Raw genomic sequence first — 25046 nt, 5'->3', positions numbered from 1 at the left:
TTTCAGCGAAGTCTTTCACCGGAGCAGTGAAGCCGGTTGAGCCTTGATCTTTTGGCTACTTTTCCATCAAGGGAAAAGTAGGTTCAATTATTTCTAAATACGATTGTAATTTTCGGCAAAAACATCATGCATTCTAAATACGATTGTAATTCTCTGACCTTCGGACTAGAATAAAGAATGTATCAACATCACTCAAATTCCTGCATTGCCTCCGGTTGCCAGCCTCTGTAAACTGCGGCAAGGAGACGCAGACGGGTGTTACCTGTACTGCTCTTTACCTTTTCATCGGATGCATATTTATGCAATTGTGTTTCTGCTTCCTGCATCAACGATTCAACTTTAGTTGTCGTATCATCCCGTTTCAGAAACTTCAACTCTATCAGGTAAGAATATTGCATGTCCGGATAATTGGCCAGATTGGGCATCAGGTAAAGGTCTGAAAAACCACGCCCGGCTTCAAACTCGGGCCAGATGATAAAATAATCCGTTAAACCCATATAGGCTAACATAAGTGTTTTGATAGTCGATTCCTGATAGATCGCATCACGAAGGACAGCTTTCTTATCCACCTGATCAGCAAAAAAGCCCAACGCAGCTTCCCATTCTCCAAAATAAGCCATGCGGCGCATACGGTCGGACAATTCCATAAACGGGAAAACAATCGAATCGCGTTCTTTCATTGCTTCCACCAGGTAGCCGTAAATCTGTTCGCGAACCGCCAGATTCGGTACTTTCATTATCGTCTCCCCATATTCTATCCGGTCATAAGTCAACAAACCGAAATAATATAACAAGGAAACAAAATTTCCCGGATCAGCCAGATTCTCAGCAGGAAAACTCTCTTTTATCACATTTCCGTTCACTTCGCCTGTATCGATCAGGCGGGTTATAACCGAACGTCCTTCTTCCTGCATCTTATCGATACGGATAAAATGACGCAATTTGCTGTAATCGGTACGGATATTACGGTCCAACATATCGGAAGGGGCACGTTTTTTCAATAAATAATTATTCAAAAAATAAAGTACCATATCAGAGTTATACATAGTCTGCCCTATGCATTCCCAGGCAAAACAATAATTGTCATACCAAGGCTTCATCAACCTGACAAGTTCTTCTTTTGAGTTAACCAGCATTCCTTCTGATTCATAATAGGATAACATCTCTTGCAATTCAGATTCACTGAATCCGACCATTGAATTAAATTGTTCATCCGTCGTAATATTCGTCCCGATATTAAATCCACTCGTTACATCATCCAGGGTTACAGGCGACACACCGGTAATGAACATTCGTTTTACAGGAGCTTCCGGACCGGTTGTAATTGCTTTGACAATATTGAAAAATCCACGGTAAAAACCAGAGTCATGTGTCAGGGCACGATACACATTATTACCCTCACTGGATAATATCGTATTTGTAAAATTATCATATTCGTCGATCAGCAGGTAGATAGACAAGCCTAACATACCGGCACGTTTTCCTATATAATTCAATTGGCTGGCTGCCGACTTCAATTCCCGTATACCCTGTGAGAAGCCGGGTTCAAAATAAGACGCATACTGGTCGGCGAACGCTTCCATCTGTATTTTAGCATACATGTTGAAGTTTTCCTCCAACGCCTCTCCCGTTCCACGAACGGCACTGAAATTGAAATAAAGTACCAGATACTTACCTTGTTCTGAAGTTGGATGTTTGCCGATATATTGATTGCCGAATAACTCGTCAAATTTATCTGCATATCTCACATCGTAATAACAGTAAAGCATATTCAGGAACAAAGACTTTCCGAAACGACGCGGACGGATCAGAAACAGAAAAGCTGCCGTCTTTTCCAAATCCTCAATATATCGTGTCTTATCCACATAATAATAATCTTCTGTAACAATACGAAGATAATCTGTCAATCCGTAAGGTATTTTCTTTGCCATATCTTTCTTCTGTTTTAAAAATTCAGTATTATTTAAAATAAATCGACGAAGCCATATTTTACTTCTTCGTTCGGGAAAGCCAATGTATATAAAGCAAACTCTTTATCATATCCTTTGATTGTCAGATAACCGCTTTGATAGAGTAGCGGTATTGGATTATTCGCCTCCATACGATATTCCGAAAAAGCAGAAGCACGCATTTCCACACCTTCCAAAAGCAACCGCAAATCATAATCACTCTTTTTCAATAATTCAACCAGAAAAGTAGGAGTTCCTGTTTGAAACCAGTAATTATCAAAACGACGCGTATGTAAACAATTTAAGACACTGAACGGATTAAATATGCCTGGAGTTTCTTCCCGGAAATGATAACCGTCATATTTAAGCTTCATCTGATGGATAGTCTCATCCAATGCAAAATTCATTTCAAGACTAAGGACCTCTAGTTCCGGTATAAAATTCGAACGCAATTCCTCGGATGTTATTCCGCAGATAGCCGCATAATCCGAATTCATACTGATATCTACCAATTGATTCAAATCACTGAATACGCTTACATGCGCAAACTTGGTTACTCCTGTAAGAAAGACAAATTTCAGGTGGCCATCCAGACTTTTAAGAACGCCATAAAAAGCTTTCAATGTATTACGATATTCTATCGTCAAAGTCTCATTACCTAATGCTTGTAATAATGGTTTATCGTATTCATCTACCAATATGACAACCTGCATACCTGTTTTTTCTTCTGCACGGCGAATAATACCGGCAAAGCGGGTGGAAAGGGTTTGTTCATCTTTTCCTTTCCCGTATAAATCTTCCCACCGTGTAAGATGAGAACTCAGAATAGCTTCAAGAGCTTTAGGAGAATCATATTTTTCAGCATTCAGATCCAGATGCAATACCGGATATATTTTCCAGTCCTGTTCCAGTTTTTCAACCGCTAAACCTTTAAACAGATGCTTTTTACCTTGAAAATAGGCTTCTAATGTCGAAAGAAACAAACTTTTACCAAAACGCCGCGGACGGCTTAAAAAATAGGGATTACCGGACTGAACCAATCGATATAACAAATCGGTTTTGTCTACATATACAAAATCTCCTTCACGAACCTTTTCGAAGCTCTGTATCCCGACCGGAAGTTTTCTGGTTTTCGTATTCATATCGAAACTATTTCCTAATTATTACTTGTCATTATCGGCAACTATCACACAAAGATAAATAATTATACCGTACGTACTGTCTAATTTTCAATTTTCAATTCCTAATTTTCAATTCTCAAGGCTCTCCCAGAAACCTGAATATCTGTTGCGTCTGCAAAGGTGTAAACTTGCGCTGGCCTTTGCGCCAGCCGGATTGCTGCAAGGCGGTTGTCAGGTCCTTGTTGAAGGCAATCCAACGCTTGATGGCTTTCGCTGCCGAATCGGGCTGCAAGGACGGGTTATATAACAAACCCAACTCTGTTAGTCCGTAACTACGTACTTTTACATGTACTTCCGGTTGTTTCGTTTCCTTATTCATATCCTGCTGTTTCTAATTGGTTTATGCTTTAAATTTACAAAATAAATAACAGAAAAACAAGCATTTACCTCTATATATTCCAACTGAAATCATTTTATAGCCAGACATATCAGCCTTTATCCATACATAACCGTACACAACCGGAGTTAACCGGAAACGACACTCTCCCACCGTCGTACCTTTGAACTGTTATCGATAACCAACCAGTTAACCGTCAATAGCTTTCGGAGTATTTCCATTGGCATATTGGCACATTGTCAAATTAAAAAATTATTTCCCATGGCTTTAAATTATCACCTCGTAAAACGTCCCGACATGCGTAAAGACGCTGCCGCAGGTTCCGAGCTGTATTATGCACAGGTCCGGGCATTGAAGAAAGTCAGTTTCGAAAAGTTATGCAGCATGATCGCCATGCGAAGCACCGCATTTATCGGGGATGTCATGCTGGTGATCGAAGGCTTGCTTTCGGTCATGCAGGAACGCCTCGAAGAAGGCGATATCATCAGTATGGGCCGCCTCGGAAACTTCCGCATGGTTGCAGGAAGCAAAGGGGCTGCCACAAAAGATGATTTCAATACCTCTCTCTTTAACGATGCACGCATCGTATACGTATCGGGCACTATGCTTGCCGATATCAAGAAAAATGCCAAATTTGAAGAGCTGAAACCGATCATCGATCCCGATGCCAACAACAATGGCGGCAGCGGTTCCGAAGATCGTCCTGAAATCGAATAGGCATGGATAAGCAAGCATTCTTCAAACAGTTCCTTCCGGCTGCCCAAGCGGCCGGGGAACATTTCAAGCTGAATCCGGATATCATACTGGCACAAGCGGCCATCGAAAGCGGTTGGGGTGAAAGTGTTCTTTGCCGGACATACCACAACTATTTCGGACTTACCGGATACGGACAATCTACCCTCTACTGGAAAGGAGCGAAAACGCTCAGAATAGAGGACGGAGGAATCTCTCATCTGCAATTTCGTATATACGAATCGGATCAACAAAGTTTCTTTGATTTTGCCCGGTTGATCCGTACAGTCTATCCGACGGCTGCTGCCATCAGCATTTATCCCGAGGCTTATGCCAAGGAAATCGCCTACAGCCGCTACATCAGCGAACAAAACGGCGACAACTGCGAAGCCTACCGAAAACTGCTGATTACGATTTGCAACTATATGAAATAAATAACCGCTCAATTGGCACATTTGCATATTGGCATATTGACACATTAAAATTATTCCTATGAAATATCTTGAAGCTATCCTCGGTTTCCTGACTACGATCGCCCGTTTGATTTTTCGGGGCAAAGGGAAACACAAACCCGGTCAACCTGTGGTTGACGATACTGGCTATCCTGGCTGTCCGCCATCAGAATACGGAAGTGGCGCTGGCAGCGGTCGGGGCGATACTCTCAATATCAGGGAAACCTTCCCTGCACCCGAAAAAATAATGGGTACGGCACTGATTCTCTGTGCAACGGGAGGGTATTTGCTAAAATTGCTGGCATAATCCTTTTCCTTTAGCGGGAAGGTGTCAGAAGTCACTATCCTGTGATCCCGGGCTTGTCCCGGGATCACATACTAAGTTAATATACATTGTTATTGTATATTACATATATCCACGATCCGGCGACAAACAGATAACGATTCCGGACGATGGGAAATAACCAGTAACGTCAATCCCGGACACTCCTCAGAAAGCCGGATAATAGAGTCGTTGATCGCATGCTCCGTTGTCTCGTCCAGAGAAGAAGTCGCTTCGTCGAACATCAGAATCTCTGCTTTCTTGTATAAAGCCCGGGCAATCCCCAACCGTTGGCGCTGACCTCCCGACAACAGGCTTCCGCCTTCCCCCACCGGTGTATAAACACCTTTGGGCAGAGAACCGACAAAATGATTCAGCGAAGCCAGACGGAGAACCCGGTCGATCCGGTCCATATCCGGATGTTCACTATTATACCCCATTACGATATTATCGAGTAACGTACCTTCCACCATAAACAATTGTTGCGACACATAGCCGATGCGGCTCCGCCAGGAGGTCAGTTTATCGGCAGACAAAAGAGCATCATCCACATAAACTCCTCCCGAATCCGGTTGCAAAAACCCCAGTATCAAATGAAACAAGGTCGATTTACCCGAACCGGACTCTCCCCGGAAACCAATAAAATCGCCTTTATGTATCTCCAGATTATAATGATCGAATATGGGAGCTTTTCCATCATAAGAAAAACAAATATCCCGGATTGTTATCGAATGCCCGAACTCGATCGGAACTTGTTCCGTTATGACCTGTGTAACCTGCCCGGACTCAAGATCGGATAACAGGTTCAACGCAAACGAATTACCCCGCATCTGAAAAATATATCCCGTACCTTTTATAATACCCGGTAACACCCGGTAAACGGCGATGGCAAATATACCGACTATCAGCCCTATGGATGGAAGTTTAAATAACTGTGTTGCAATAATCAACACCACCACCGAAGACACAATAGCCACCTCCAATACTTTTTGTAAAGAATTAGTCAAAATAAAATTACGGACAGTCAAACTGTTTTGTTTTTTCAACAGGGCCGTGAATCGCGAAAAGCTGTTGGAAAAAGTATTATTCATTTCCATATCCGTAAACCCGATAAATGTCTGTTGTAATAATTTGCCCCTCTGGGGATTCAACAGATTCAACTGTTTCCCGTATTCTTTTATCCGGGAACGGGAAAAACGATAATAGGTCCATGTAATAGGGACAAATGTGAAAACGACCAGTAAAAATACATAGATATTGAATGTAATCAATCCGACCAGAATAGAGGTTGTAACAAAAAACTCACAAAGTAATTGGGCATAAGGTACAAAATAACCTTGTATTAAATTACCGGCTACACTGTTGACCTGATTAATCAACTTATGGCTGTTGTTTTGCTTGATGAATAAATACCCCCGTGAATAATAACTCTGATAAAGCTGAAGGGACAAATAACTGGATATATAAAATAACCGTTTGTTCTGTTTATACTGCAACCAGGCAGACAGACAAACACGTATAATTGAAAAAAGCAATACTACTATACAGATAAAAAATACAAACGACCGGATACTGTCAAATCCCATCCAACTGTAAAATAAGGCCATATGGCGATTTTCCATGATGATATTCTCATTAAGCACCAGCAATAAAACAGGTAATAAAACGCCGGTCCCCACCAAATCCAAAACCGCCATAATAAAAACAGAAATACCGACCTTCAACAACCGTAACCTGTATAAACGAGGCAATACTTTATACAAACGTTTCAACTCCGAAGGTATGATTTGTATCATATCGAACAATTATTTTACATTAATTACTTTATTACACTCCGACAACAACAGCCACAGAAAAAAACATAAGTAGGCCCCCGAAGACACTACATACCCTTCAAAAAACAGGTGAAAAAAGAACAAAAACAACAGAGAACCCAAAAAATAGCCATTTATACCGACCGATTCCCTTTGGAACATCCGGTACATAAAAGACAGATACGGAATAAAAAAAGCCAGGAAACCCGTTATCCCCATTGAAGACAGCAGAAATAACCAACTGCTCCCCGGTTCAATAGTCCCGGTCTCCAGATTTACTTTGTTTGTCTTTGCGTAGTCAGGCTTTACGGTAGCAAATCCGACTCCAAAGATGGGAAATCCCTTAAATTCGGTCATACGGGCATCCCATAAATCATCTCGTGAACGGGTCAAACTACCTGCTATTTTACCACCTTCCATTTTAGAACGTATTCTTTCCGTATAAGGCCACCAAATACCGGCTGTCAATACAGCTAATATAGCCAGCATAAATACGAGCCGTGCCAACCGTTCCACACGATGACGATAAATCCGGCTATAAAAAAAAGCAACAGCCATAACAGAACTTGCCAATGCGGCACGGGAACCGGCCAGTAATAGTACGGCGAATGAAATAACCGTAATTCCAATTTGTTTATATCGTTCACAAATTCCGGAAGACAAATAAAAACGGTACAAACTATATACCATTGAAATACCTGCTAACGGACCGAGCAGCATGGATTGATTTGTCAATCCACGGAAACCGCTGTACCCATGTACAAAAGGTAACCTGAATGCCCATGCTAAGAATGAGATTATCACAATCCACCGGATAACCGCTAACACATATACAAAAAGCAAACGCCTCCACGTAACCATATACGGATTTATAAAGAAAGGGCCGACAGCAAAGACTACAGATAAAAAAGCCAGAACCCGGAACCATACTTTAAAATAAGCAGGAATCTCATTCACCCAGATAGAGATAAACAAGGCAACCAGAAAAGGTATGTAAGTGTATGATATTTTCAAACCTCCCCGTAAAACAAACCAGATAAAAAGGACTAAAAATACAGCATAGTATACATTATCCGGAATAGGATAAAAATAAGGTATGACCTTTGTCAGTGTCAACAAAAGGACACCCGGCAATGCAATGCGGGAAAGAATATCCGTCGTGGCAACCATCATTTCAATACGGCTAAAATACAATCGGCAACTTTCGACGGTGTAATCCTCTCTGACAGTTTCCTGCTTCTCCGCCCCATTTGTACCCACTGCCACTCCGGCAAACGGATAAAACGTTCGATAGCTTTACGAATAGAACGTTTATTCGCCGGCTTAAACAAAAATCCGTTTTCCCCGTCTTTCACAAAACAACTCACGGCACCGCAACAAGCGGATGCCAGTATCGGTAAACCGGCACAAGCGGCTTCATGTATCACCAGTGCCCAGGGTTCGGTAACAGAAGGTAAAATAAATGCACCCGCCTTTTCCAGCTCTTCCGCCAATTCTTCCTGCGGCATAAAATCTTTTATTTCGACATCCGGATATCCTTTCAGTTTAGGATAATCCGGTCCGTTCCCTATCAATACCAATTTCCAGTTTTTACGATCCGGTATCGTATTCCAGGCCTCCAAAAGATACGCCAAGCCTTTTTCTTTCGAAAATCTACCTATAAATACTAAACGACGCGGATATTCTTTTTCCCGCATTTTCAAATCGACGTTATGGAATAACTCCACATCGGCCGATAAATTATGCATCAGAATCTGTTCCTGGCGAAATCCCAATTTACGTGCATAAGCAACCTGCGGCTCACCCGATACAAACAAATGGCTGAACCACCTGCGATGACGAAAACGGGATACCAGGACATTGAACCATTGCATTCCCCCTCTCCATTGGGTATCGCTACTGGCTATTACGGGTATATGCAGTTGCTTACGAACTTTGCCTGCCACTTCGTTATATAAGGGATCTATCCAACCGGCAGTCCAAATCAAATCAGGTTCCAACCTTTTTACCAAGCGGAATAAATGGTCGGGATCCCAAAACGAAGAACGGTTGTAATACGTGACGCCTTCCAACTGGGGAGGCAAATAAGGTGTCTTCTTGTTTGAATCCGACAATACGACATGTACATGGCATTCCCTATCGACCAACGCCTTTATAACTATTACATTATAAGGCATTAGCTCTGTATACAAAATTACAATGGTAATCATATGTTATTTAGATATAAGTCGTCTGAAAATACGGTAAACACCATCAAAATGATACCGCATATAGAATAAAATCCGATAATAACTATCTGTCATTCCGGAAGTTGTTTTAAACAGAAAGAAATAAAACATTCTTTGCTGGAAACCGGCAGGACGTGACAATATGAGATCCCGTCTTAATAAGCCGTTTTGCTTAAATTCCTTTTCCAGACATTCGATACGTTCCCTGCGCGTAAGAGGACAATTCTTTTTATAAAAACTTGCCGCATACGCAGAATAATCGGTAATTCTTCCAGACCTCAGATAGGATTCCATATCATTGCTATTCCAGTCATGTATTCTGAAAAAGTGACGAAACGCATCTTCCGTCAGTTGACAGGCCTGCAAATGGTCTGATGAAAAAGAACCGGCAGCACTCATCTCATCCCGGCATAAATAATGATAAGGACTGCTATCCGGAATAAAACCGATTCTTTCGGCAAACGAAAATGCACGCAGGTTGAATACCAAATCTTCATGGGGTAACATTTCCATAAACCGGACTTTTTGTTTTTTCAGTAACTCGGAGCGGTATAATTTATTATAGGCTACCGCAAACATTTTTTTCTCTTTCAACAATAGAAAAGCATCCAGTGATGTTACTGCCGGCCATTCTGTAATCGATTCTACAAATCGGTTTTCCTTTTTCCGGTTATCACGCAGCCATTCTGTTGTTACCCCTGTAACGACAATATCCAGGTTATCCGTTTCCGCTTTCACATAAAGAGAAGCAAACATCTCCGGTTCGATCCAATCATCCGAATCGACAAATCCGATATATTCTCCTGTCGCCAATTCTAACCCGACATTACGTGTCGCTCCCGGATTTCCGTTTCTCTGATGTACCACCCTGATACGTTTGTCCTGCAAGGCATACTGTTCTGCAATACGCCCGCTGTTATCGGTCGAGCCGTCATCTACCAGTATAATTTCCAGTTCTTTCAATGTTTGATGGCAAATACTGTCCAGGCAAGCCGGCAAATATTTCTCCACATTATAAACCGGTACAATGACCGAAATCATTTTCTTTTCCATATTTTCAATGATTTACTCAACAAGATACCGAGCAGCAAATCGACTATCAATATAATAGTTATATTACAGAAGCCTGTCAACCAATTATTCAGGACCAATAATACGATTGTAAATACCAGAATAAGTTCCGTTGCCTGTAAATGAGTCATGCCCGCAGCCAAACATTTATGATGCAAATGATTCTTATCGGCAATAAATAAGGGACGGTGGTGCATAGCACGTACCAACATGACACGAAGGACGTCGAACATCGGAATGAATAATAAGGTAAACGGAATTACCAGATTCTTTACATCCGGTTCCGTTTCCGATACATACACAGCATATTTAATGACCAGAAAAGACAACAGATATCCCAACGACAACGCTCCGGCATCTCCCATAAACATCTTGGTTCCTTTGGCAGTACGGCCCCATACATTAAAATATAGAAAGGGAATCAGGCAACCCAACGCCGAAAAAGCCAACATCGAATATAGCCATAACCCTTTGAGAGAAAACATCAGCCCAATCACCAGGAAAGAGAAAGCACTCCCTCCCGCTGCCAATCCGTCGATGCCATCGATCAGATTGACAGCATTTGTTATGAAAACAATCAACAAGACTGTAAACGGAATCGCGATATATTCCGGCAATATGTACACCCCAAACAATCCGTATAAATTATCCAGATAGAAACCGGATACCGGAAGTAAAGAAGCCACGGCAAATTGTATAAAAAATTTCTTACAATAACGAACCCCTATTAAATCATCCTCTACTCCAGTCATATACAGGAACAAACATCCTGCCGACAAAAACAAAAACTCCAACAATATATTGCCATTTAATTGGTGATTCATCTGAAAACCAATCAAATAACGATAACCGACTACTAATGACATAGACAAAACAATGGAAGGAAAAAATGCCAAGCCACCTAAACGGGGAATTCTTTCATGATGACACTTCCGCCTATTCGGCGTATCATATAATTGTTTACGTCGCGATATATTCAAAATTTGAGGAAGAAACATCAGAGAAAAGAAAAATGACAAAATCAAACAAAGAAATAAAGATATCTTACTTTTCAATGGCTCTCCGGCAACAACATCCAAAACAACTAAAAATGAATTAGTTAACATGCATTTATTATTTGAGGGTTGATATAACAAAGGTCGTCAGTCCCATTCCTGAGGGTGACATACTAGTGTTTTTTATTTTGACCCTTATTTACGGAATAAGGGTCATTGAGTTTAAACCACTATATATCAACTATATACTAGCATGTTTTATATATAGAGTAAGTAAAAAATCAATAACGATGTCTATTTACAATCTATATATAACCTGGAAATAATCAGTTGTCTGAAAAAGGAAAGGACAAGAAACTGGAAATGGAAAATGATAGTGTTTATTTAGTAAAATAATATTACTAAACTCAGGATTCCTTAAATAAATGTCAATCTATTTATTTCTGATAGTTGGAGTGTCCTGCTAAGATCAGTTAATGATTTTATCGCAGTTAATCTTGAATTTCATAATGGTTTCATTTTTAGGTCTTTCCGCATCGTTTTTTCACGAATTTCAATGAGATTATCTTAATATTAATCTTTTTTAAGACACAAATTTTCTTCTTACTACAATTTTATCAATAGTAATTTTTTACTTTTGCACTGTCAAAGATTTTCAAGCAATCTGGTAGTATGGGGTATAGATTTCGTAATTATAATTCTACCAGTTTATAAACAATGACCCTTATTCCGTAAATAAGCGTCAATTCTTGCAATTACTCTTGCTTACCCATTTTTCCACAAAGTCAATGATTTTCAAATTAACCCTGTCAATGATATTTTGATCCAATTCTTTTAAATAAAAGAGTGTTGTTTTTTCGGAAGTATGCCCCAAGGCCTGACTGATGACTGCAACCGAAACAGAATTTTCTTTTGCCTGCATAGCCCAGGAATGACGGGCCACATAGGAGGTCAGTTTTACCGGACAATCTATCATATCCCCTATCGTAGCCAACCGTCGGTTGTATGTTCTTAAAGCGACTTTATATCTCTCATAAGAAACCTCTTCCGATTGTAATACAGGAAATAGCAGATTGGAATTCTCCCTGGCATATTTTTCCAATAAACGACGCATACCCGAAGTAATCGTCACGCGAATTTCTGTTTTTGTCTTCACACGGTAATAGACAAGTACATTGCCACGTACATTATTTTGTGTCAGATGCGCCAAGTCAACAAACGCCATTCCGCATGCCATAAAACTGAACAAGAACAGATCGCGGGCAAAATCAAGACGCTTCTTCCCTTTTAAATCCAATTCCGTCATATCTTTAATGACCTGTATCCCCACTGAACGTTTATAAGTGGATACGGGGCGAAGATGTATTTTTTGAAAAGGATTTGTTTCAGGTGTAACCAGATTTTCAGATACAGCACTGTTGAATACGGTACGGAATATACTGGTGTAGTTGGTTACCGAATTAGGACTCAAATTGAGGGATTGCAGATAAGATACAAAATCTTTCACCAACAGGGGGGTCACTTGCTTCATTTTTAAAATATCCGTACCTACGAACCGCTCCAAATGTCCCAGGGTTACCTTATAGAGGGAAGCTGTACTTTGGGCTGATCCACTTTTCTCTTTTTCAAGAAAACTGATATAATTCAATAAATTTCCCCGAAAATTTCTTTTTACTTCTTTTACATACGATGTTTCCATAAAGTTGTTTTTTTAATTAGATTATATAGAACAAATGTAAAAGATAATTTGATAATGAACTTCTGCTAAAACCAAACCTGATTCAGTCTTGTTTTTATCGAGCTTATGAAGGTAAACTGGAGGATATTAAAACTGAAACTAGTGGATGCCAGGCTCTATTTCGTGAGCCTCATTGTAGGGTTGCTGACCGGGTTGGTGGCAGTTCCCTATCACTATTTATTACAGTTATTCTACAATTACCGGAAGGATTTCTTTGAATCGTCGCCACCCTGGTACCTGCATATCATTGCTTTTCTGGCCTTCTGGGGAATCCTCCTGTTTGTATCCTGGATGGTGAAACGCTGGCCTTATATATCGGGCGGTGGTATTTCGCAAACACGCGGGGCGATCAACGGAAGGATCGTATATAAGCATTCCTTACGGCAACTGCTGGCTAAATTTGCCGGCGGAGTACTGACATTAAGCAGCGGCCTTTCCATGGGGCGCGAAGGGCCGTCTGTCCAGATGGGATCGTATATCGGTGACCTGGTCGGTAAATGGGGACATATCCTGAGCGGTGAACGGAAACAATTGCTGGCAGCCGGTGCCGGAGCCGGACTGGCGGCTGCCTTTGCCGCTCCTTTGGCGGCTGCTACGCTGGTTATCGAATCGATCGAACGGTTTGATGCGCCCAAAACGGCTATCACAACCATACTGGCCGGAGTGGTTGCCGGAACCATTGCCAATATGATCTTTCCCATAAATCCCTATCATGAGATAAATGCCGTGGCACCGGATTTGTCATTCTCGTTACAGATCAAACTATTCCTCTTGTTCGCCGTCATCGTCTCCGTTTTCGGAAAGTTCTATTCGCTGTTGATGCTTTACGTGAAAAGGTTATATCCGGCCATAAAACAACCGGAATACATCAAGTTGCTTGGATTACTGATCATGGCCTATACCATTTCACTGACGTTAACGGACCTGACCGGAGGCGGCGAACAGTTCCTGATGGAACAGGCTTTAGGCGGAAAAGAGAGCATCCTGTGGATAACCGGGATGATGTTGCTGCATATGGTGTTCACCGTCTATTCCTTTTCATCCGGACTGCCGGGTGGCAGTTTTATTCCGACACTGGTAACAGGGGGATTATTAGGAAAGATCTGTGCCTTATTGCTGGTGCAGCAGGGCATCATCGCACCGGAAAATATAAGTTACGTCATGTTGATCGGGATGGCTGCATTCCTGGTTGCCGTGGTACGTACTCCCATCACCGCCATTCTCCTGATAACAGAGATCACCGGCCATTTCGAAGTGTTCTATCCTTCGATCGTTGTCGGAGGACTGACGTATTATTTTACCGAGTTACTGGAAATAAAGCCTTTCAACGTCATGTTTTATGAAGAGATGATCAAGAAGCCGATCTTTCAGGAAGAAAAACGGCTGATACTAGATGTCGAAGTCATGGCAGGTTCTTATTTCGACGGGAAGCTGGTCGATACGCTTCACCTGCCCAATAACTGCATCATCATCAATATCCACCGCGACCGCAAAGACTTCCCTTCTGCCGGACAAACGATCCTGCCCGGCGACCAGCTTACCCTTGAAATCGATGCCCAGGACATCGAGAAGCTGTACGAGCCGCTGGTTAGTATGGCAAATATCTATTAGCCCCAATAAAAAAGGTGTCTGATAAAAACTCAAACACCTTTCCTATCTATGAATTGTTTGTTTACGCAAAGAACAATATCAACAATTGTGCTGTCAACACTCGCAGGAACATCGTCAACGGATAAACTGTTGCGTATCCCACAGACGGTGCATCGTTACCTGCCGTTGCGTTTGAATAAGCCAGTGCAGGCGGGTCGGTCGTACTACCGGCAATCAGACCCATCAGCGTGAAATAATTCACTTTGCAGAAATAGCGACCGATACAACCGATAATCAGCAAAGGTACGGTAGTGATGATAAAGCCGTAACCGATCCAGGCAAAACCTCCATTGTTCACGATCGTGTCGACAAAACCGTCACCCGCACTGATACCGACACAGGCCAGGAACAACGTTATACCGATCTCACGCAACATCAGGTTGGCACTCTGAGTCGTATAAGTCACCAACTTATATTTATAACCGAAACGGCTGATCAGGATAGCCACGATAAGCGGACCACCAGCCAATCCCAATTTTACCGGCTGGGGAATACCCGGGAAAGTAATAGGAATACTTCCCAATACAATACCTAAAGCAATACCGATAAAGATAGTGATAAGGTTCGGCTCGTTCAAACGTTTCATCGAGTTACCCAATACCTTCTCTACGTTCGTTACGGCAGTTTCAGTACCTACTACATTTACACGGTCACCCACCTGAAGGGTCAGATGCGGCGTTGCAACCAGGTCGACACCGGCACGGTTGATACGGGTTATATTGATACCATACAGTTTACGCAGTTTCAACTGACCCAGACGCTTACCGTTCAGTTCCGGTTTTGTAATCAGGATACGGCGGTTGATAAACTGGCTTTCCATACGAATCCATTGTTTACGCTCCATATCGATCTCTTCACCAATGAAAGTTTTAATCGTTTGGGCATCCTGCTCCGTAGTAATGACAAAAACCTTGTCATTCTCCATCAATACGGTATTGGCAGATACGATTTCAATCTGCTTGTCGCTATCGTGCCAGATACGTGAAATAACGAAATCACGATGTTCCAGAAGGTTTGATAACTCACCGACACTCTTACCGAAAACAGCTGGGTTCTTCACGATTAATGAAACAGGTTTTGCCTCATTCGTATGGGAAGCATCTTCATTGTTCAACTGTTCGTTTTCCTTGTCAAAGTTAACCCGGAACACATAACGGATAAATATAATCGACAGGATAATACCGATAACACCCAACGGATAAGCAACTGCATATCCTAACGCTATCGTATTGTCCGTTGATCCGTACATATCGGAGAATGCCTGTTGTGCTGCACCCAGACCCGGGGTATTCGTTACAGCTCCTGACAGGATACCGACCATCGTCGGCATCGGAATGCCGGTTGCATAATGCAAGATAATAGCTGTTACCACCCCCAGGAATACAATCCCGCAAGCCAGCATATTCAACGTAATACCACCTTTCTTAAAAGAGGAGAAAAATCCAGGTCCCACCTGCATACCTACCGAGTAGACGAACAATATAAGACCAAATTCTTTAAAAAAGTGGATAACATTGTGATTGATCGTAAAGCCGAAATGCCCTAAAATGATCCCCACAAACAGTACCAGTGTGATCCCTAACGATACACCAAATACTTTAATTTTTCCCAATTGAATACCTGCCGCAATAACGAAAGAGAGCAACAGGATGGAGTGGCCAATGCCTTCGCCCCATAATAAATCATTGATCCAATTCATACTATTATATTAAAAAATCTTTTTGCCATTAAATAAAGTTCGCAAAGGTATACATTTAGTTTGTGTTTAACAACATAAACAGTATCTTTACCCGGGAAAAATAAAAAGATCATGAAGAAAATATATCGTATAGCACTTGCTTTGTTATTTGCCGCGACAGGGCTTAATGCTCAAAGCTCTGAAAAGACAGTAATTATCAACACGAACGTAGGGACCATGAAAGCCCGGCTGTATGACGATGTCCCGAATCATGTCCGTACATTTATCGCCCGGGCCAGACAAGGCGAGTTCAACGGGACACTTTTTACCCGTGTGATCAAAGAGTTTATGATCCAGGGAGGAGCGCCCGACTCAAAGAATGCACCGGCCGGAGCCCGTTGCGGTTTTGGTGATTCGTCGGCGGAGATCATGCCGGAGTTGAACGATAAATATTTCCACAAGAGAGGTGCGCTGGCCGCCCCGCGTCAAAACGATGATGTCAATCCGGAAAAGAAATCGGATATGTCGCAGTTCTTTATCGTACAGGGGAAAGTCTATCGCAACGGAGAACTGGATACGTTGGAATTGATTGCCAACCAGGACATACGAAAAAAAGCGCTGGATAAGTTCTACCGTCCTATTGCCGTCGACTTAAAAATGCTGAAACAAAGCAACAAGCGGGAATACAACAAACGGGTAACAGCCGTCAACGCCCAGATAGATTCCATGATCCTGGCAACGCCGGGACACCTGATCTTTACAGACGAGCAACGGAAGGCATACACCACAGACGGCGGATGCCACCACCTGGATGGTATTTATACCATCTTCGGCGAACTGACCGAAGGATTCGATGTGTTGGATATCATTGCCAACCAGCCGAAAGATCAATATGACCGTCCTAAAAAAGATATCAGAATCATTAGTGTTATTATTGAATAAAACATCATTTATATGTTAAAAAGAGACTTTATCATGGTCCAGATAGAAGAACTGGGCAAAGTGATCGCCCAGATCATCTTCAACCGGAATGCTAACGCTGCCCGTAAAAATCCGGAGTTAATACAAACGGTCTACAGTTCACTCAAACTGGATCAGGATTTCCTGATGACCACATCTCCCGAAGAGATTCTCCGTTCTCTGGACAATGAAGATAACGGCGGTGTGTTACGCCTTGAAATAGCAATCAAGACCCTGATCGAGGACAGTTACCTCCAACCGGAAAACCAACCGCAAATACTCCTGCGGGCTAAAGAATTGCTGGAATACCTGCAAGCACATGACAGTACGTTCTCGCTGGAAAGGGTCAATTTGCTGAACGAGATCGAGGAACGGCTGAAAGAATAATTCTATTTACTGGAATTTCTTATTTTCTTCTATTAATTCTTCGCTATATTGTTCTGGAGCTAAGGGTGAAAAAAGTTCTATTAAATTATCTTCGGGATCACGCAGATGTACTGTGCGCGCTCCCCAATCAGCCATATCGGTTGGTTCATTAACGAATATCACACCCTTATCTTTCAGAGTCATATAAGTGTTATCGACATTATCCACACTGAATGATACAAGTGATTTCTCTCGAAATCCCACAGGTAATTCTTTATCTGCATTGCCCACTGACGGAGCCATCCAGTCGGATACAAAAAGAGCAAATCCTTCTATTCCATCTGCTACTTTAAAACTTGCATAACCACTGTTTTCATCTCCCCAAGCAGGCTCTAAACCAAGCTGCCCGGCATAAAAATTAAAACATTTTTTGTAGTCTTTGACTAATAATCTTACATTACTAAACCTCATAATTGTTCTTTCTAAAATTTATCAAATAGTATTTCTTTATTCAGTTGGCAACTGTTACTTTTCCAATGCCGCCACTCCTTCCGCGCAACGTTCCCCATCGATCGCAGCCGACACAATACCACCTGCATAACCGGCTCCTTCCCCGCAAGGGAAAAGTCCTTTTATCGTAACATGCTGATAGGTGTCACGGTCCCGAAGAATACGGACGGGAGAAGAAGTTCGTGTTTCGACACCGATCATCAGTGCTTCATTGGTAAGAAAGCCTTTCGATACCTTTCCGAAATAACGAAAACCTTCACGCAAACGGCGGGTTACAAATTCCGGCATCCAGAAATGAAGCGGAGAAGCCAGCAAACCGGGAGTATAAGAGGAAACAGGCAGATCGAAGGAGTTTTTCTTGTTTACAAAATCGTTCATACGCTGTGCCGGTGCCGCCTGTTTCATGCCTCCGTTCAACCAGCAGACTTCTTCCAGCCGTTCCTGAAAGGCCATCAAAGCCAGTGGCGAATCAGCCGGGACCGTCACTTCTTCATGTTTCATCAGTTCGGTATAATCTTCCGGACGAATTTCGACCACCATTCCGGAGTTAGACCAACGGGAACCACGATTAGAGGGAGACATCCCATTCACGACGACCTGCTTCGGACCGCTCGCCGCCGGAACGACAAACCCGCCGGGACACATACAGAATGAATAAACGCCCCTCCCGTTCGACTGGGTAACGAAACTGTACTCGGCAGCCGGAAGATACTTGCCCCTTCCCTCCCTGCGATGATACTGTATCTGGTCGATCAGTTCCTGCGGATGCTCCAGGCGGACGCCTACCGCAATACCTTTCGCCTCTATCGGAATCTGCTGCTGATAAAGGTATCTGTAAACGTCACGTGCCGAATGTCCGGTTGCCAGGATTACCGGACCGTAAAAAGTCTTTCCGGTATTCGTCTCCACACCAATCACTTCGTCCTCTTTCAGGATCAAGGCATCCATACGGGTTTCAAAATGCACTTCACCGCCACAACGGATAATCTGCTCACGGATATTTTCTATCACCCGGGGGAGCTTGTCCGTACCGATATGCGGATGGGCATCGGCCAGAATAGAGGTACTCGCTCCGTGCTGGCAAAAAACATTTAATATCTTGTCTACCGAACCGCGTTTCTTGCTGCGGGTATATAATTTACCATCGGAATAGGCTCCGGCACCACCTTCACCGAAACTGTAATTCGATTCACTGTTTACCGTATGTTCGCGACTGATCAGGGCAATGTCTTTCTTCCGTTCACGAACGTTTTTCCCCCGCTCGATAATCACCGGACGCAGTCCCAATTCAATCAGGCGAAGGGCAGCAAACAAACCACCCGGCCCAGCACCGACAACAACGACCTGTTTCCCTCCGGATACATCTTTATATTCTACCGACTGATATTCCGGCTCTTCCGGTTGTTCATTAATAAATACACGTAGCTTGACATTCACATAAATCGTACGCTGACGGGCATCGATAGAACGTTTCAATACACGCACGGCCTGAATATCTTTTGGCTGAGCACCGGTTTCATGCGCCACCACCTGTTTCAATGATTGCTCATTCACAGCCTCCTCCGGCAGGATGCGGAGTTGTAATTCTTGTATCATATCTGTTTATTTGCTTGTTAATGGGATATAATAGATAATACCTCCCTGAAGGCGCAAACCACTCCAATCGGGAGCTATCGTAAGCGACTGGCCTTTGTTCCTGAATCGTTTTGTCAGATCAAATTCATAACCGACATTTATATTCAATGCGAGTTTCTTATGTATCCGTATCTTTGCACCAACAGCAGGTTCAATAAAAAAGTTTGTTCCATCAAGAGATTCGGAGTCTATTATTTCTTTTGGTCTTTCCGCTAAAGTAACTTCCTCCTCGACAGTACCGTTATTAAAAACAACGCCGGTTGAAAACTGCAAATAAGGCCTCACGATACATTCCGAAAAATCCGGTAAAGCAAAACGATAAAATCCTCCTAAACGAACTCCTTTCGTACGAATAGTAAAGTTGTAAGACGCTGAATAGTCAGAGACTCCTTTATTGCCTACAGTATTCATAAAATCAAGTAATAATCCGGCCTGATGCAATTTCCTCCATTCAAGCCCCAATTTAGCCTGATGAGTTATATAACCAGGAAAGTTATCGGTTGTTTTAACATGGTTCAAAGAAGGTTTTGCTTCGTCGAGCAACGACTTCATATCTCCCATTTTATAAGTTGCAAAACCGACATTATATTCCAGGGTCAACTCCTGAGCCTGCAATGACAATGTTGTCAACAGACATATTATAGTTATTATATAAATCCGTATCATTTCTGCAAGTATTTTTCAATGTTCAATATATATCCGTCGAACGACAATAAAGTATTACCTAACAAAAGGGGATAAATCCACGACGCTGTTTTTAATGTGAACAACACTTCTCCTTCGGGAGAAAGGACTTTAAGATTATTACTATTGTAAATCAACAAATTGCCGGTTAACGGATCGACATTAACCAGTTGCGCGTACATGTCTTTCCGTATAATCTTGATTCTCTTGAAATCCGGCAAATGAATCACCTCCACATAATCGTCGTAGGCGATCAGCAATTGATCGGGATGTACCGGATGAAGCATGCTTTTCCAATAAGTTCCATAAGAATACGGCATTTTGGTGTCTGCAACAATCTGATGATTATTCAATATGATCAGTTTCTGATCGAACCCATCCTCATACATCAGATATTTACCGTCGACCGACATTTGAGGAGTCAAAGCATTCGAAGGTATAGCAGCCAAATGTTCGCCCTCCAATGTTGAGAAATGCAGAATAGCCCCGCTTCCATCACCCTTGTAGGCACAATAAATCAATTCATCTGCTGCATTTATACCTAAAAGAGAAGAATAGCCTTCACAATCTACACTATTCAACAATGCCAATGTCCGACCATCAAAAACATTCGCCGGATTACCATCGGTAACAACCCTGCCGGATACCGGAGAGCTGAACACTCCCCACCCGGAACTTCGGTTATCGGACGATAACAGTTCGCCATCGGTAGAATAACATCGCAAAGAACCCGGCTCTTGGGCATACAGACAACCCGTCATCCGGTTATATACCCATCTCGCACCCCGTGATTCATACTGAAAAATTCCGGGCGATCCGACCTGCAATTCCCTGAATGTAGTCTTACCCGGATCTTCTGTAGAAACAAGAACCAAGCGGGCGTTATAAGTCGTTGTCATCGAACCGAACTCGCCGGGCGGCAATGACACTGTCGCCTTCCCGTCATCCGGCCTGAAAACAGTTCCGTCATCCAACCGAACAGAAATATCGGCCGGATAAGGGGTTTCCCAAGCCACCACTGTCTCTTCTATATCAGCTTTAACAATATAATACCGAATGGCATCCGGCATTTTAACCTCCCCCATTGGCCAGACCAATGTCGTATTTCCGTCACGCAGGTTCATCCGGATATTATAAACCGATTCCGCCCCCAGATTATTCTTATCCGTCCACGAAGTATTTCCGGCAGGAACAGTCACATCGACCGTGTATCCTTCAGAACCGCCGGTAATGGTGTACGACTGTAACTCAAGATGGGAAAGAACCGGTTCCGCCCAGTTCAAGGTCAAATACCCGTCAGCACTAACTCCCTGTGATATAATAGAGGGCAATTCCATACTATAGTCGATAATTACCGGCCAACTCATCTTGAAAGAATATCCTTCTATTTCCATTTGGTCGGCAATACTACCGCTACCTGTCGGGGAATAACACTCACAGGTTAACGTATAATTCCCGGAAGGGAAAGTCGATGAGGAAATCATCAGAGAACCATTAGGTTGCAAATCCGAATCACTCCAAACGATATCGCCCATTTTAAACTTTAGTCCTTTGATATCTTTACCGAATGCTGTCAACGAATAATTTAATTCCGTCTCTTTATTGATTAAAATTGTCTGCCCGTTGGTAACAGCATTCAAATCAATACTGGCATTTACCGAATCCTGAGGTTTCTCGATATCAACAAAATTTTCATGTATCTTATATTCACAACTCCAAAGCAAACAGATACAACACAAATAACAAATTAATTTACTATCCATAATAAAAAGGATTTAACCGAACAAATGCCGGAAAGCTTCTTCCACCTTTCTGACCTGTACGATTTGTATCTTACATTTATTCGTATCAAACCCTTTCAGGTTATTGTGAGGGATGATGATGCGTGAAAAGCCCAGCTTCTCTGCTTCCAGAATCCGTTGTTCGATGCGGTTGACCGGACGGATTTCGCCCGACAAGCCGACCTCGCCACACATACAAACGCCTTGTTCGATACTGATATCGAGACTCGACGAAAGGATAGCGCTGATAACAGCCAGGTCGATAGCCGGGTCGTTGACCTTCAGTCCCCCGGCAATGTTCAGGAACACGTCTTTCTGTATCAGCTTGAATCCGGCGCGTTTCTCCAACACAGCCAGCAGCATATTCATTCTTCGCAAATCAAAACCCGTCGCACTGCGTTGCGGAGTTCCATAGACAGCCGAACTTACCAGCGCCTGTGTTTCTATCAGGAAAGGACGTATGCCTTCGATGGCGGCAGCAATTGCCACACCGCTCAATCCTTCATGGTTCTGTGTCAGCAACAACTCGGACGGGTTGCTGACTTCACGCAAGCCATCCTGGCGCATCTCATAAATACCCAATTCAGCCGTGCTGCCGAAACGGTTTTTGATACTCCGGAGAATACGGTACATATAATGTTGATCGCCTTCAAACTGAAGAACGGTATCGACAATATGTTCCAGTACTTTCGGCCCGGCAATACTTCCTTCTTTATTAATATGGCCTATCAGCAAAACAGGCACACCGCTTTCTTTGGCATATTTAAGGATTGCTGCACTACACTCACGAACCTGTGAGACGCTGCCGGGAGAAGATTCAACGAGTTCTGTATAGATTGTCTGGATAGAGTCTATAATCAGTAAATCAGGCTGTACGTTACGGGCCTGGACAAATATCTGTTCCAGATTCGTTTCACTCAGAATGAAGCATTCCGGATTTTCGTGGGCGATACGGTCGGCACGCAGTTTCAGCTGGCGACTGCTTTCCTCACCCGATACATATAATGTCTTGAGATTGTTCAATCCCAGAACTGTTTGCAGGACTAAAGTCGACTTACCGATACCCGGTTCACCGCCAATCAGCACCAACGAGCCTTTCACCAAACCGCCTCCCAGGACACGGTTCAGTTCTTCATCTTTCAAATCAATCCGGGATTCTTCTTCGGAGGTAATATCACGTAACAGGACGGGACGTACTTTACCCGTTTCTGTTATACCGGGAATAATACGTTTTGCAGAAGGTTCTTTGGTTGCAACGATTTCTTCCACATAGGTGTTCCATTCGCCGCAATTCGGACATTTACCGACCCACTTAGGAGAGTCTGCTCCGCAATTGGAGCAGACATATACTGTTTTTGTCTTAGCCATACATCTTTAAGATTTGGCGTAAAGATAGGAAAAGTTAGCCAAATAAGTCGAGTGTAAGTTGTTTCTTCTCCGCCTCCAGCTTACGCAGATGGCGCTTGCCTTGCGGAGTAACAATTTCCAGTTTGTCGAAACGGGTACGGATTACAGTCGTTACCGTATAGCTGATGTTAATTGTCTCGCCCAATTCACTTAGCTTACGAGCGATTTCCAGCACACAGTCGATACACATGCCGCTGGTGAAAGAAATCTTCTCGTCGAACATCTGCTTCTTGAAATCTTCATCGCACATGTAGAAGTCGATTGTCTCCCCGCCTTTATTATAGATACCTTTCCAACGGTAACGGCTATCTTTCAATACCGGCGAGATAATTTCGATGGTCGCTTTATTGTCTTTGATAGTCGGCAGGTCGTCCGAACGAAGGATGAAATAATCGAACTGTTCACGTTTCACCTCCAGAGAACCGGAACGGCTACGGTTATTTTCATTCAGTTCGCGTACATTAATCTTTGTCACTTTCGGATACCCACGCAACGCTTCATAGAAATTGGATTTATATTTACAGAACTTCGGCCAGGATGCCAGCAGTTCCACCAACTCACGGGGTATCAGGGCACCGGCCTGTTTCAGTTTAAGCGAACGCTTCAAAAGCGAGATTTCCTTCTGCATATTCTCTTCATCCGAATTGGTCCGGTCAACCAAAGGCTGCCCTCCGACAGACAAAGTAGGCCGGGTCAGTACCTGCATCAGAATATTTAATACGACAGAGATAGAACGCGAACTTTCGCCTGCTATCGGCCATACGACGCGGTATCCACCTTCTTGTGAAAAGGGTTCGCAATGAGCAGTCATCTTCACATCCAGCAAATCGGCCAGGACACGCAGCATGGAGAGTATCTCTTTTTCACATCGGTGCTTAATCCAGGCATCCATATAAGCGGATTTATCGTTAAATGAATAACGTATCTCAAGTTTGTTGTCAAACTTTATCATAGAGTCATCGAATTATTTGTCCAAATTCCAGCTAATTATTTCACAGGTTGTTCTTTGGGTTTGCGGTCAAAGAACGGGTTCTTCGAAGAGGCACTGACAGGGATAGCCATTACGCTCTTGCTCTCGCCCAGCCATCCCAGACGTTGGGCAGCCATCCCGGCACTAAACATCACACGGGTATCCAGTCGCAAATCGGAAGCCGTCGCACAAGCAGAACCGATGGCGATTCCCAAATCGACCGAGTTGATCGCACAAGGTACTTCTGCCGGCTTCTCCACACACGTTTCAAAACCGCAATGAGCACAGTTCAGTCCTTGCACCTGCTGGCGTGTACCCAATATCACGATAGCCTCCGCACTCAAAATATTATCCGCATCACGCAAAATAAACTTAAATCCGGTTTCTGCTGCCAGTTTCAGCATCTCGTCAGACAAACGTTGTATATCTTCACCGGTAACCATTGCAATCTCTATAATGTCAATCCCCTTACCTTTGGGAGCCGTACGAGCAGCCGTCATCATCTGACGGACAGCCTCTAACACATGTTCGTGCCGTATTTCTCTTTCGTTTTGTATCATTTCTTTATTGGTTTAGCAGGAACAAA

Annotated in this window: 22 protein-coding genes and 1 pseudogene; 6 read left to right on the top strand and 17 right to left on the bottom strand. The window is 43.0% G+C overall.

The window, feature by feature from the left end; translation table 11 throughout:
* Positions 1-188: 188 nt before the first annotated feature.
* The 3 genes and pseudogenes from K6V26_RS07285 to K6V26_RS07275 form a co-directional block, all read right to left on the bottom strand.
* Positions 189-1931 (bottom strand): ATP-binding protein, encoded by a 1743-nt coding sequence (locus K6V26_RS07285; RefSeq protein ID WP_122328301.1) that lies wholly within the window; start codon positions 1929-1931, stop codon positions 189-191.
* A 41-nt stretch (positions 1932-1972) separates the two neighbouring features.
* Positions 1973-3091, bottom strand: a pseudogene (locus tag K6V26_RS07280) (ATP-binding protein); the annotation flags it as partial.
* Positions 3092-3206: 115 nt separating this feature from the next.
* Positions 3207-3449 carry a DUF4248 domain-containing protein gene (locus K6V26_RS07275; RefSeq protein ID WP_224264958.1) on the bottom strand — a complete coding sequence of 81 codons (243 nt, stop codon included), beginning with the start codon at positions 3447-3449 and terminating at the stop codon, positions 3207-3209.
* Between the two features lie 279 nt (positions 3450-3728).
* On the opposite strand from K6V26_RS07275, the gene K6V26_RS07270 reads away from it, so the two are divergent.
* The 3 genes from K6V26_RS07270 to K6V26_RS07260 are packed head-to-tail and all read left to right on the top strand — an operon-like array spanning position 3729 to position 4958.
* Entirely contained in the window at positions 3729-4184 is a 456-nt protein-coding gene (locus tag K6V26_RS07270; RefSeq protein WP_010803439.1) for an HU family DNA-binding protein, read from the top strand.
* Positions 4185-4186: 2 nt separating this feature from the next.
* Entirely contained in the window at positions 4187-4633 is a 447-nt protein-coding gene (locus K6V26_RS07265; protein ID WP_224264957.1) for a glucosaminidase domain-containing protein, read from the top strand.
* Between the two features lie 58 nt (positions 4634-4691).
* Positions 4692-4958 (top strand): hypothetical protein, encoded by a 267-nt coding sequence (locus K6V26_RS07260; RefSeq protein WP_007659174.1) that lies wholly within the window; start codon positions 4692-4694, stop codon positions 4956-4958.
* An 89-nt stretch (positions 4959-5047) separates the two neighbouring features.
* Here the strand turns inward: K6V26_RS07260 and K6V26_RS07255 are convergent, their stop codons facing one another.
* The 6 genes from K6V26_RS07255 to K6V26_RS07230 all read right to left on the bottom strand — a co-directional run bounded on the left by K6V26_RS07255 (position 5048) and on the right by K6V26_RS07230 (position 12780).
* Positions 5048-6769, bottom strand: a complete 1722-nt coding sequence (locus tag K6V26_RS07255; protein ID WP_224264956.1) for an ATP-binding cassette domain-containing protein — start codon at positions 6767-6769, stop codon at positions 5048-5050.
* A 9-nt stretch (positions 6770-6778) separates the two neighbouring features.
* Positions 6779-8053: an O-antigen ligase family protein gene (locus K6V26_RS07250; protein ID WP_224264955.1), complete on the bottom strand. Its 1275-nt coding sequence runs from the start codon at positions 8051-8053 to the stop codon at positions 6779-6781.
* A complete protein-coding gene (locus K6V26_RS07245; protein ID WP_224264954.1) occupies positions 7957-8979 on the bottom strand; it encodes a glycosyltransferase family 4 protein in 1023 nt (340 codons plus the stop codon). The genes K6V26_RS07250 and K6V26_RS07245 overlap by 97 nt, the downstream gene beginning before the upstream one ends.
* Before the next feature lie 21 nt (positions 8980-9000).
* Positions 9001-10068, bottom strand: coding sequence for a glycosyltransferase (locus K6V26_RS07240; RefSeq protein ID WP_224264953.1), 1068 nt, complete (start codon positions 10066-10068; stop codon positions 9001-9003).
* Positions 10053-10952 carry an MraY family glycosyltransferase gene (locus K6V26_RS07235; protein WP_224264952.1) on the bottom strand — a complete coding sequence of 300 codons (900 nt, stop codon included), beginning with the start codon at positions 10950-10952 and terminating at the stop codon, positions 10053-10055. The genes K6V26_RS07240 and K6V26_RS07235 overlap by 16 nt, the downstream gene beginning before the upstream one ends.
* 871 nt (positions 10953-11823) lie before the next feature.
* Positions 11824-12780 (bottom strand): tyrosine-type recombinase/integrase, encoded by a 957-nt coding sequence (locus tag K6V26_RS07230; RefSeq protein WP_007659167.1) that lies wholly within the window; start codon positions 12778-12780, stop codon positions 11824-11826.
* Positions 12781-12885: 105 nt separating this feature from the next.
* On the opposite strand from K6V26_RS07230, the gene K6V26_RS07225 reads away from it, so the two are divergent.
* A complete protein-coding gene (locus tag K6V26_RS07225) occupies positions 12886-14430 on the top strand; it encodes a ClC family H(+)/Cl(-) exchange transporter (RefSeq protein ID WP_007659166.1) in 1545 nt (514 codons plus the stop codon).
* A 61-nt stretch (positions 14431-14491) separates the two neighbouring features.
* Here the strand turns inward: K6V26_RS07225 and K6V26_RS07220 are convergent, their stop codons facing one another.
* Positions 14492-16168 (bottom strand): putative transporter, encoded by a 1677-nt coding sequence (locus K6V26_RS07220; RefSeq protein ID WP_007659165.1) that lies wholly within the window; start codon positions 16166-16168, stop codon positions 14492-14494.
* Between the two features lie 111 nt (positions 16169-16279).
* Here K6V26_RS07220 and K6V26_RS07215 point away from each other — a divergent pair, with 111 nt between their 5' ends.
* Together K6V26_RS07215 and K6V26_RS07210 are read left to right on the top strand one after the other, a co-directional pair.
* On the top strand, positions 16280-17089 hold the full coding sequence (locus K6V26_RS07215) for a peptidylprolyl isomerase (RefSeq protein WP_122328305.1): 810 nt from the start codon (positions 16280-16282) through the stop codon (positions 17087-17089).
* 12 nt (positions 17090-17101) lie between these two features.
* On the top strand, positions 17102-17494 hold the full coding sequence (locus K6V26_RS07210; RefSeq protein WP_007659163.1) for a hypothetical protein: 393 nt from the start codon (positions 17102-17104) through the stop codon (positions 17492-17494).
* A 6-nt stretch (positions 17495-17500) separates the two neighbouring features.
* Here the strand turns inward: K6V26_RS07210 and K6V26_RS07205 are convergent, their stop codons facing one another.
* The 7 genes from K6V26_RS07205 to K6V26_RS07175 are packed head-to-tail and all read right to left on the bottom strand — an operon-like array spanning position 17501 to position 25020.
* The gene (locus K6V26_RS07205) at positions 17501-17944 is read right to left on the bottom strand and encodes a VOC family protein (protein ID WP_007659162.1); all 444 of its coding nucleotides are present in this window, start codon (positions 17942-17944) and stop codon (positions 17501-17503) included.
* Between the two features lie 54 nt (positions 17945-17998).
* Positions 17999-19579, bottom strand: a complete 1581-nt coding sequence (locus K6V26_RS07200) for an NAD(P)/FAD-dependent oxidoreductase (RefSeq protein WP_224264951.1) — start codon at positions 19577-19579, stop codon at positions 17999-18001.
* Positions 19580-19585: 6 nt separating this feature from the next.
* Positions 19586-20284 (bottom strand): hypothetical protein, encoded by a 699-nt coding sequence (locus K6V26_RS07195; protein WP_010803446.1) that lies wholly within the window; start codon positions 20282-20284, stop codon positions 19586-19588.
* Positions 20281-22065: a hypothetical protein gene (locus tag K6V26_RS07190; protein WP_224264950.1), complete on the bottom strand. Its 1785-nt coding sequence runs from the start codon at positions 22063-22065 to the stop codon at positions 20281-20283. The genes K6V26_RS07195 and K6V26_RS07190 overlap by 4 nt, the downstream gene beginning before the upstream one ends.
* Before the next feature lie 12 nt (positions 22066-22077).
* Positions 22078-23451: a DNA repair protein RadA gene (gene radA / locus K6V26_RS07185; RefSeq protein ID WP_195586214.1), complete on the bottom strand. Its 1374-nt coding sequence runs from the start codon at positions 23449-23451 to the stop codon at positions 22078-22080.
* Between the two features lie 34 nt (positions 23452-23485).
* On the bottom strand, positions 23486-24442 hold the full coding sequence (locus K6V26_RS07180) for a hypothetical protein (protein WP_007659146.1): 957 nt from the start codon (positions 24440-24442) through the stop codon (positions 23486-23488).
* A gap of 35 nt (positions 24443-24477) precedes the next feature.
* A complete protein-coding gene (locus tag K6V26_RS07175; RefSeq protein WP_007659143.1) occupies positions 24478-25020 on the bottom strand; it encodes a ferredoxin domain-containing protein in 543 nt (180 codons plus the stop codon).
* Positions 25021-25046: the final 26 nt, after the last annotated feature.

Origin of the sequence: Parabacteroides goldsteinii (genome assembly GCF_020091425.1) — a bacterium.
GTDB lineage: Bacteria > Bacteroidota > Bacteroidia > Bacteroidales > Tannerellaceae > Parabacteroides > Parabacteroides goldsteinii.
The sequence above is the reverse complement of the archived record's forward strand: the minus strand, read 5'-3'. Positions and strand labels throughout refer to the sequence as shown.

Bases quoted from the DNA above. Each gene is read 5' to 3' on its own strand.
- K6V26_RS07235 (WP_224264952.1), bottom strand. From the start codon at position 10,952: ATGTCATTAGTAGTCGGTTATCGTTATTTGATTGGTTTTCAGATGAAT.
- K6V26_RS07265 (WP_224264957.1), top strand. From the start codon at position 4,187: ATGGATAAGCAAGCATTCTTCAAACAGTTCCTTCCGGCTGCCCAAGCG.
- K6V26_RS07180 (WP_007659146.1), bottom strand. From the start codon at position 24,442: ATGATAAAGTTTGACAACAAACTTGAGATACGTTATTCATTTAACGAT.
- K6V26_RS07255 (WP_224264956.1), bottom strand. From the start codon at position 6,769: ATGATACAAATCATACCTTCGGAGTTGAAACGTTTGTATAAAGTATTG.
- K6V26_RS07200 (WP_224264951.1), bottom strand. From the start codon at position 19,579: ATGATACAAGAATTACAACTCCGCATCCTGCCGGAGGAGGCTGTGAAT.
- K6V26_RS07215 (WP_122328305.1), top strand. From the start codon at position 16,280: ATGAAGAAAATATATCGTATAGCACTTGCTTTGTTATTTGCCGCGACA.
- K6V26_RS07240 (WP_224264953.1), bottom strand. From the start codon at position 10,068: ATGGAAAAGAAAATGATTTCGGTCATTGTACCGGTTTATAATGTGGAG.
- K6V26_RS07275 (WP_224264958.1), bottom strand. From the start codon at position 3,449: ATGAATAAGGAAACGAAACAACCGGAAGTACATGTAAAAGTACGTAGT.
- K6V26_RS07175 (WP_007659143.1), bottom strand. From the start codon at position 25,020: ATGATACAAAACGAAAGAGAAATACGGCACGAACATGTGTTAGAGGCT.
- radA (WP_195586214.1), bottom strand. From the start codon at position 23,451: ATGGCTAAGACAAAAACAGTATATGTCTGCTCCAATTGCGGAGCAGAC.
- K6V26_RS07205 (WP_007659162.1), bottom strand. From the start codon at position 17,944: ATGAGGTTTAGTAATGTAAGATTATTAGTCAAAGACTACAAAAAATGT.
- K6V26_RS07230 (WP_007659167.1), bottom strand. From the start codon at position 12,780: ATGGAAACATCGTATGTAAAAGAAGTAAAAAGAAATTTTCGGGGAAAT.
- K6V26_RS07260 (WP_007659174.1), top strand. From the start codon at position 4,692: ATGAAATATCTTGAAGCTATCCTCGGTTTCCTGACTACGATCGCCCGT.
- K6V26_RS07220 (WP_007659165.1), bottom strand. From the start codon at position 16,168: ATGAATTGGATCAATGATTTATTATGGGGCGAAGGCATTGGCCACTCC.
- K6V26_RS07195 (WP_010803446.1), bottom strand. From the start codon at position 20,284: ATGATACGGATTTATATAATAACTATAATATGTCTGTTGACAACATTG.
- K6V26_RS07190 (WP_224264950.1), bottom strand. From the start codon at position 22,065: ATGGATAGTAAATTAATTTGTTATTTGTGTTGTATCTGTTTGCTTTGG.
- K6V26_RS07270 (WP_010803439.1), top strand. From the start codon at position 3,729: ATGGCTTTAAATTATCACCTCGTAAAACGTCCCGACATGCGTAAAGAC.
- K6V26_RS07285 (WP_122328301.1), bottom strand. From the start codon at position 1,931: ATGGCAAAGAAAATACCTTACGGATTGACAGATTATCTTCGTATTGTT.
- K6V26_RS07225 (WP_007659166.1), top strand. From the start codon at position 12,886: ATGAAGGTAAACTGGAGGATATTAAAACTGAAACTAGTGGATGCCAGG.
- K6V26_RS07210 (WP_007659163.1), top strand. From the start codon at position 17,102: ATGTTAAAAAGAGACTTTATCATGGTCCAGATAGAAGAACTGGGCAAA.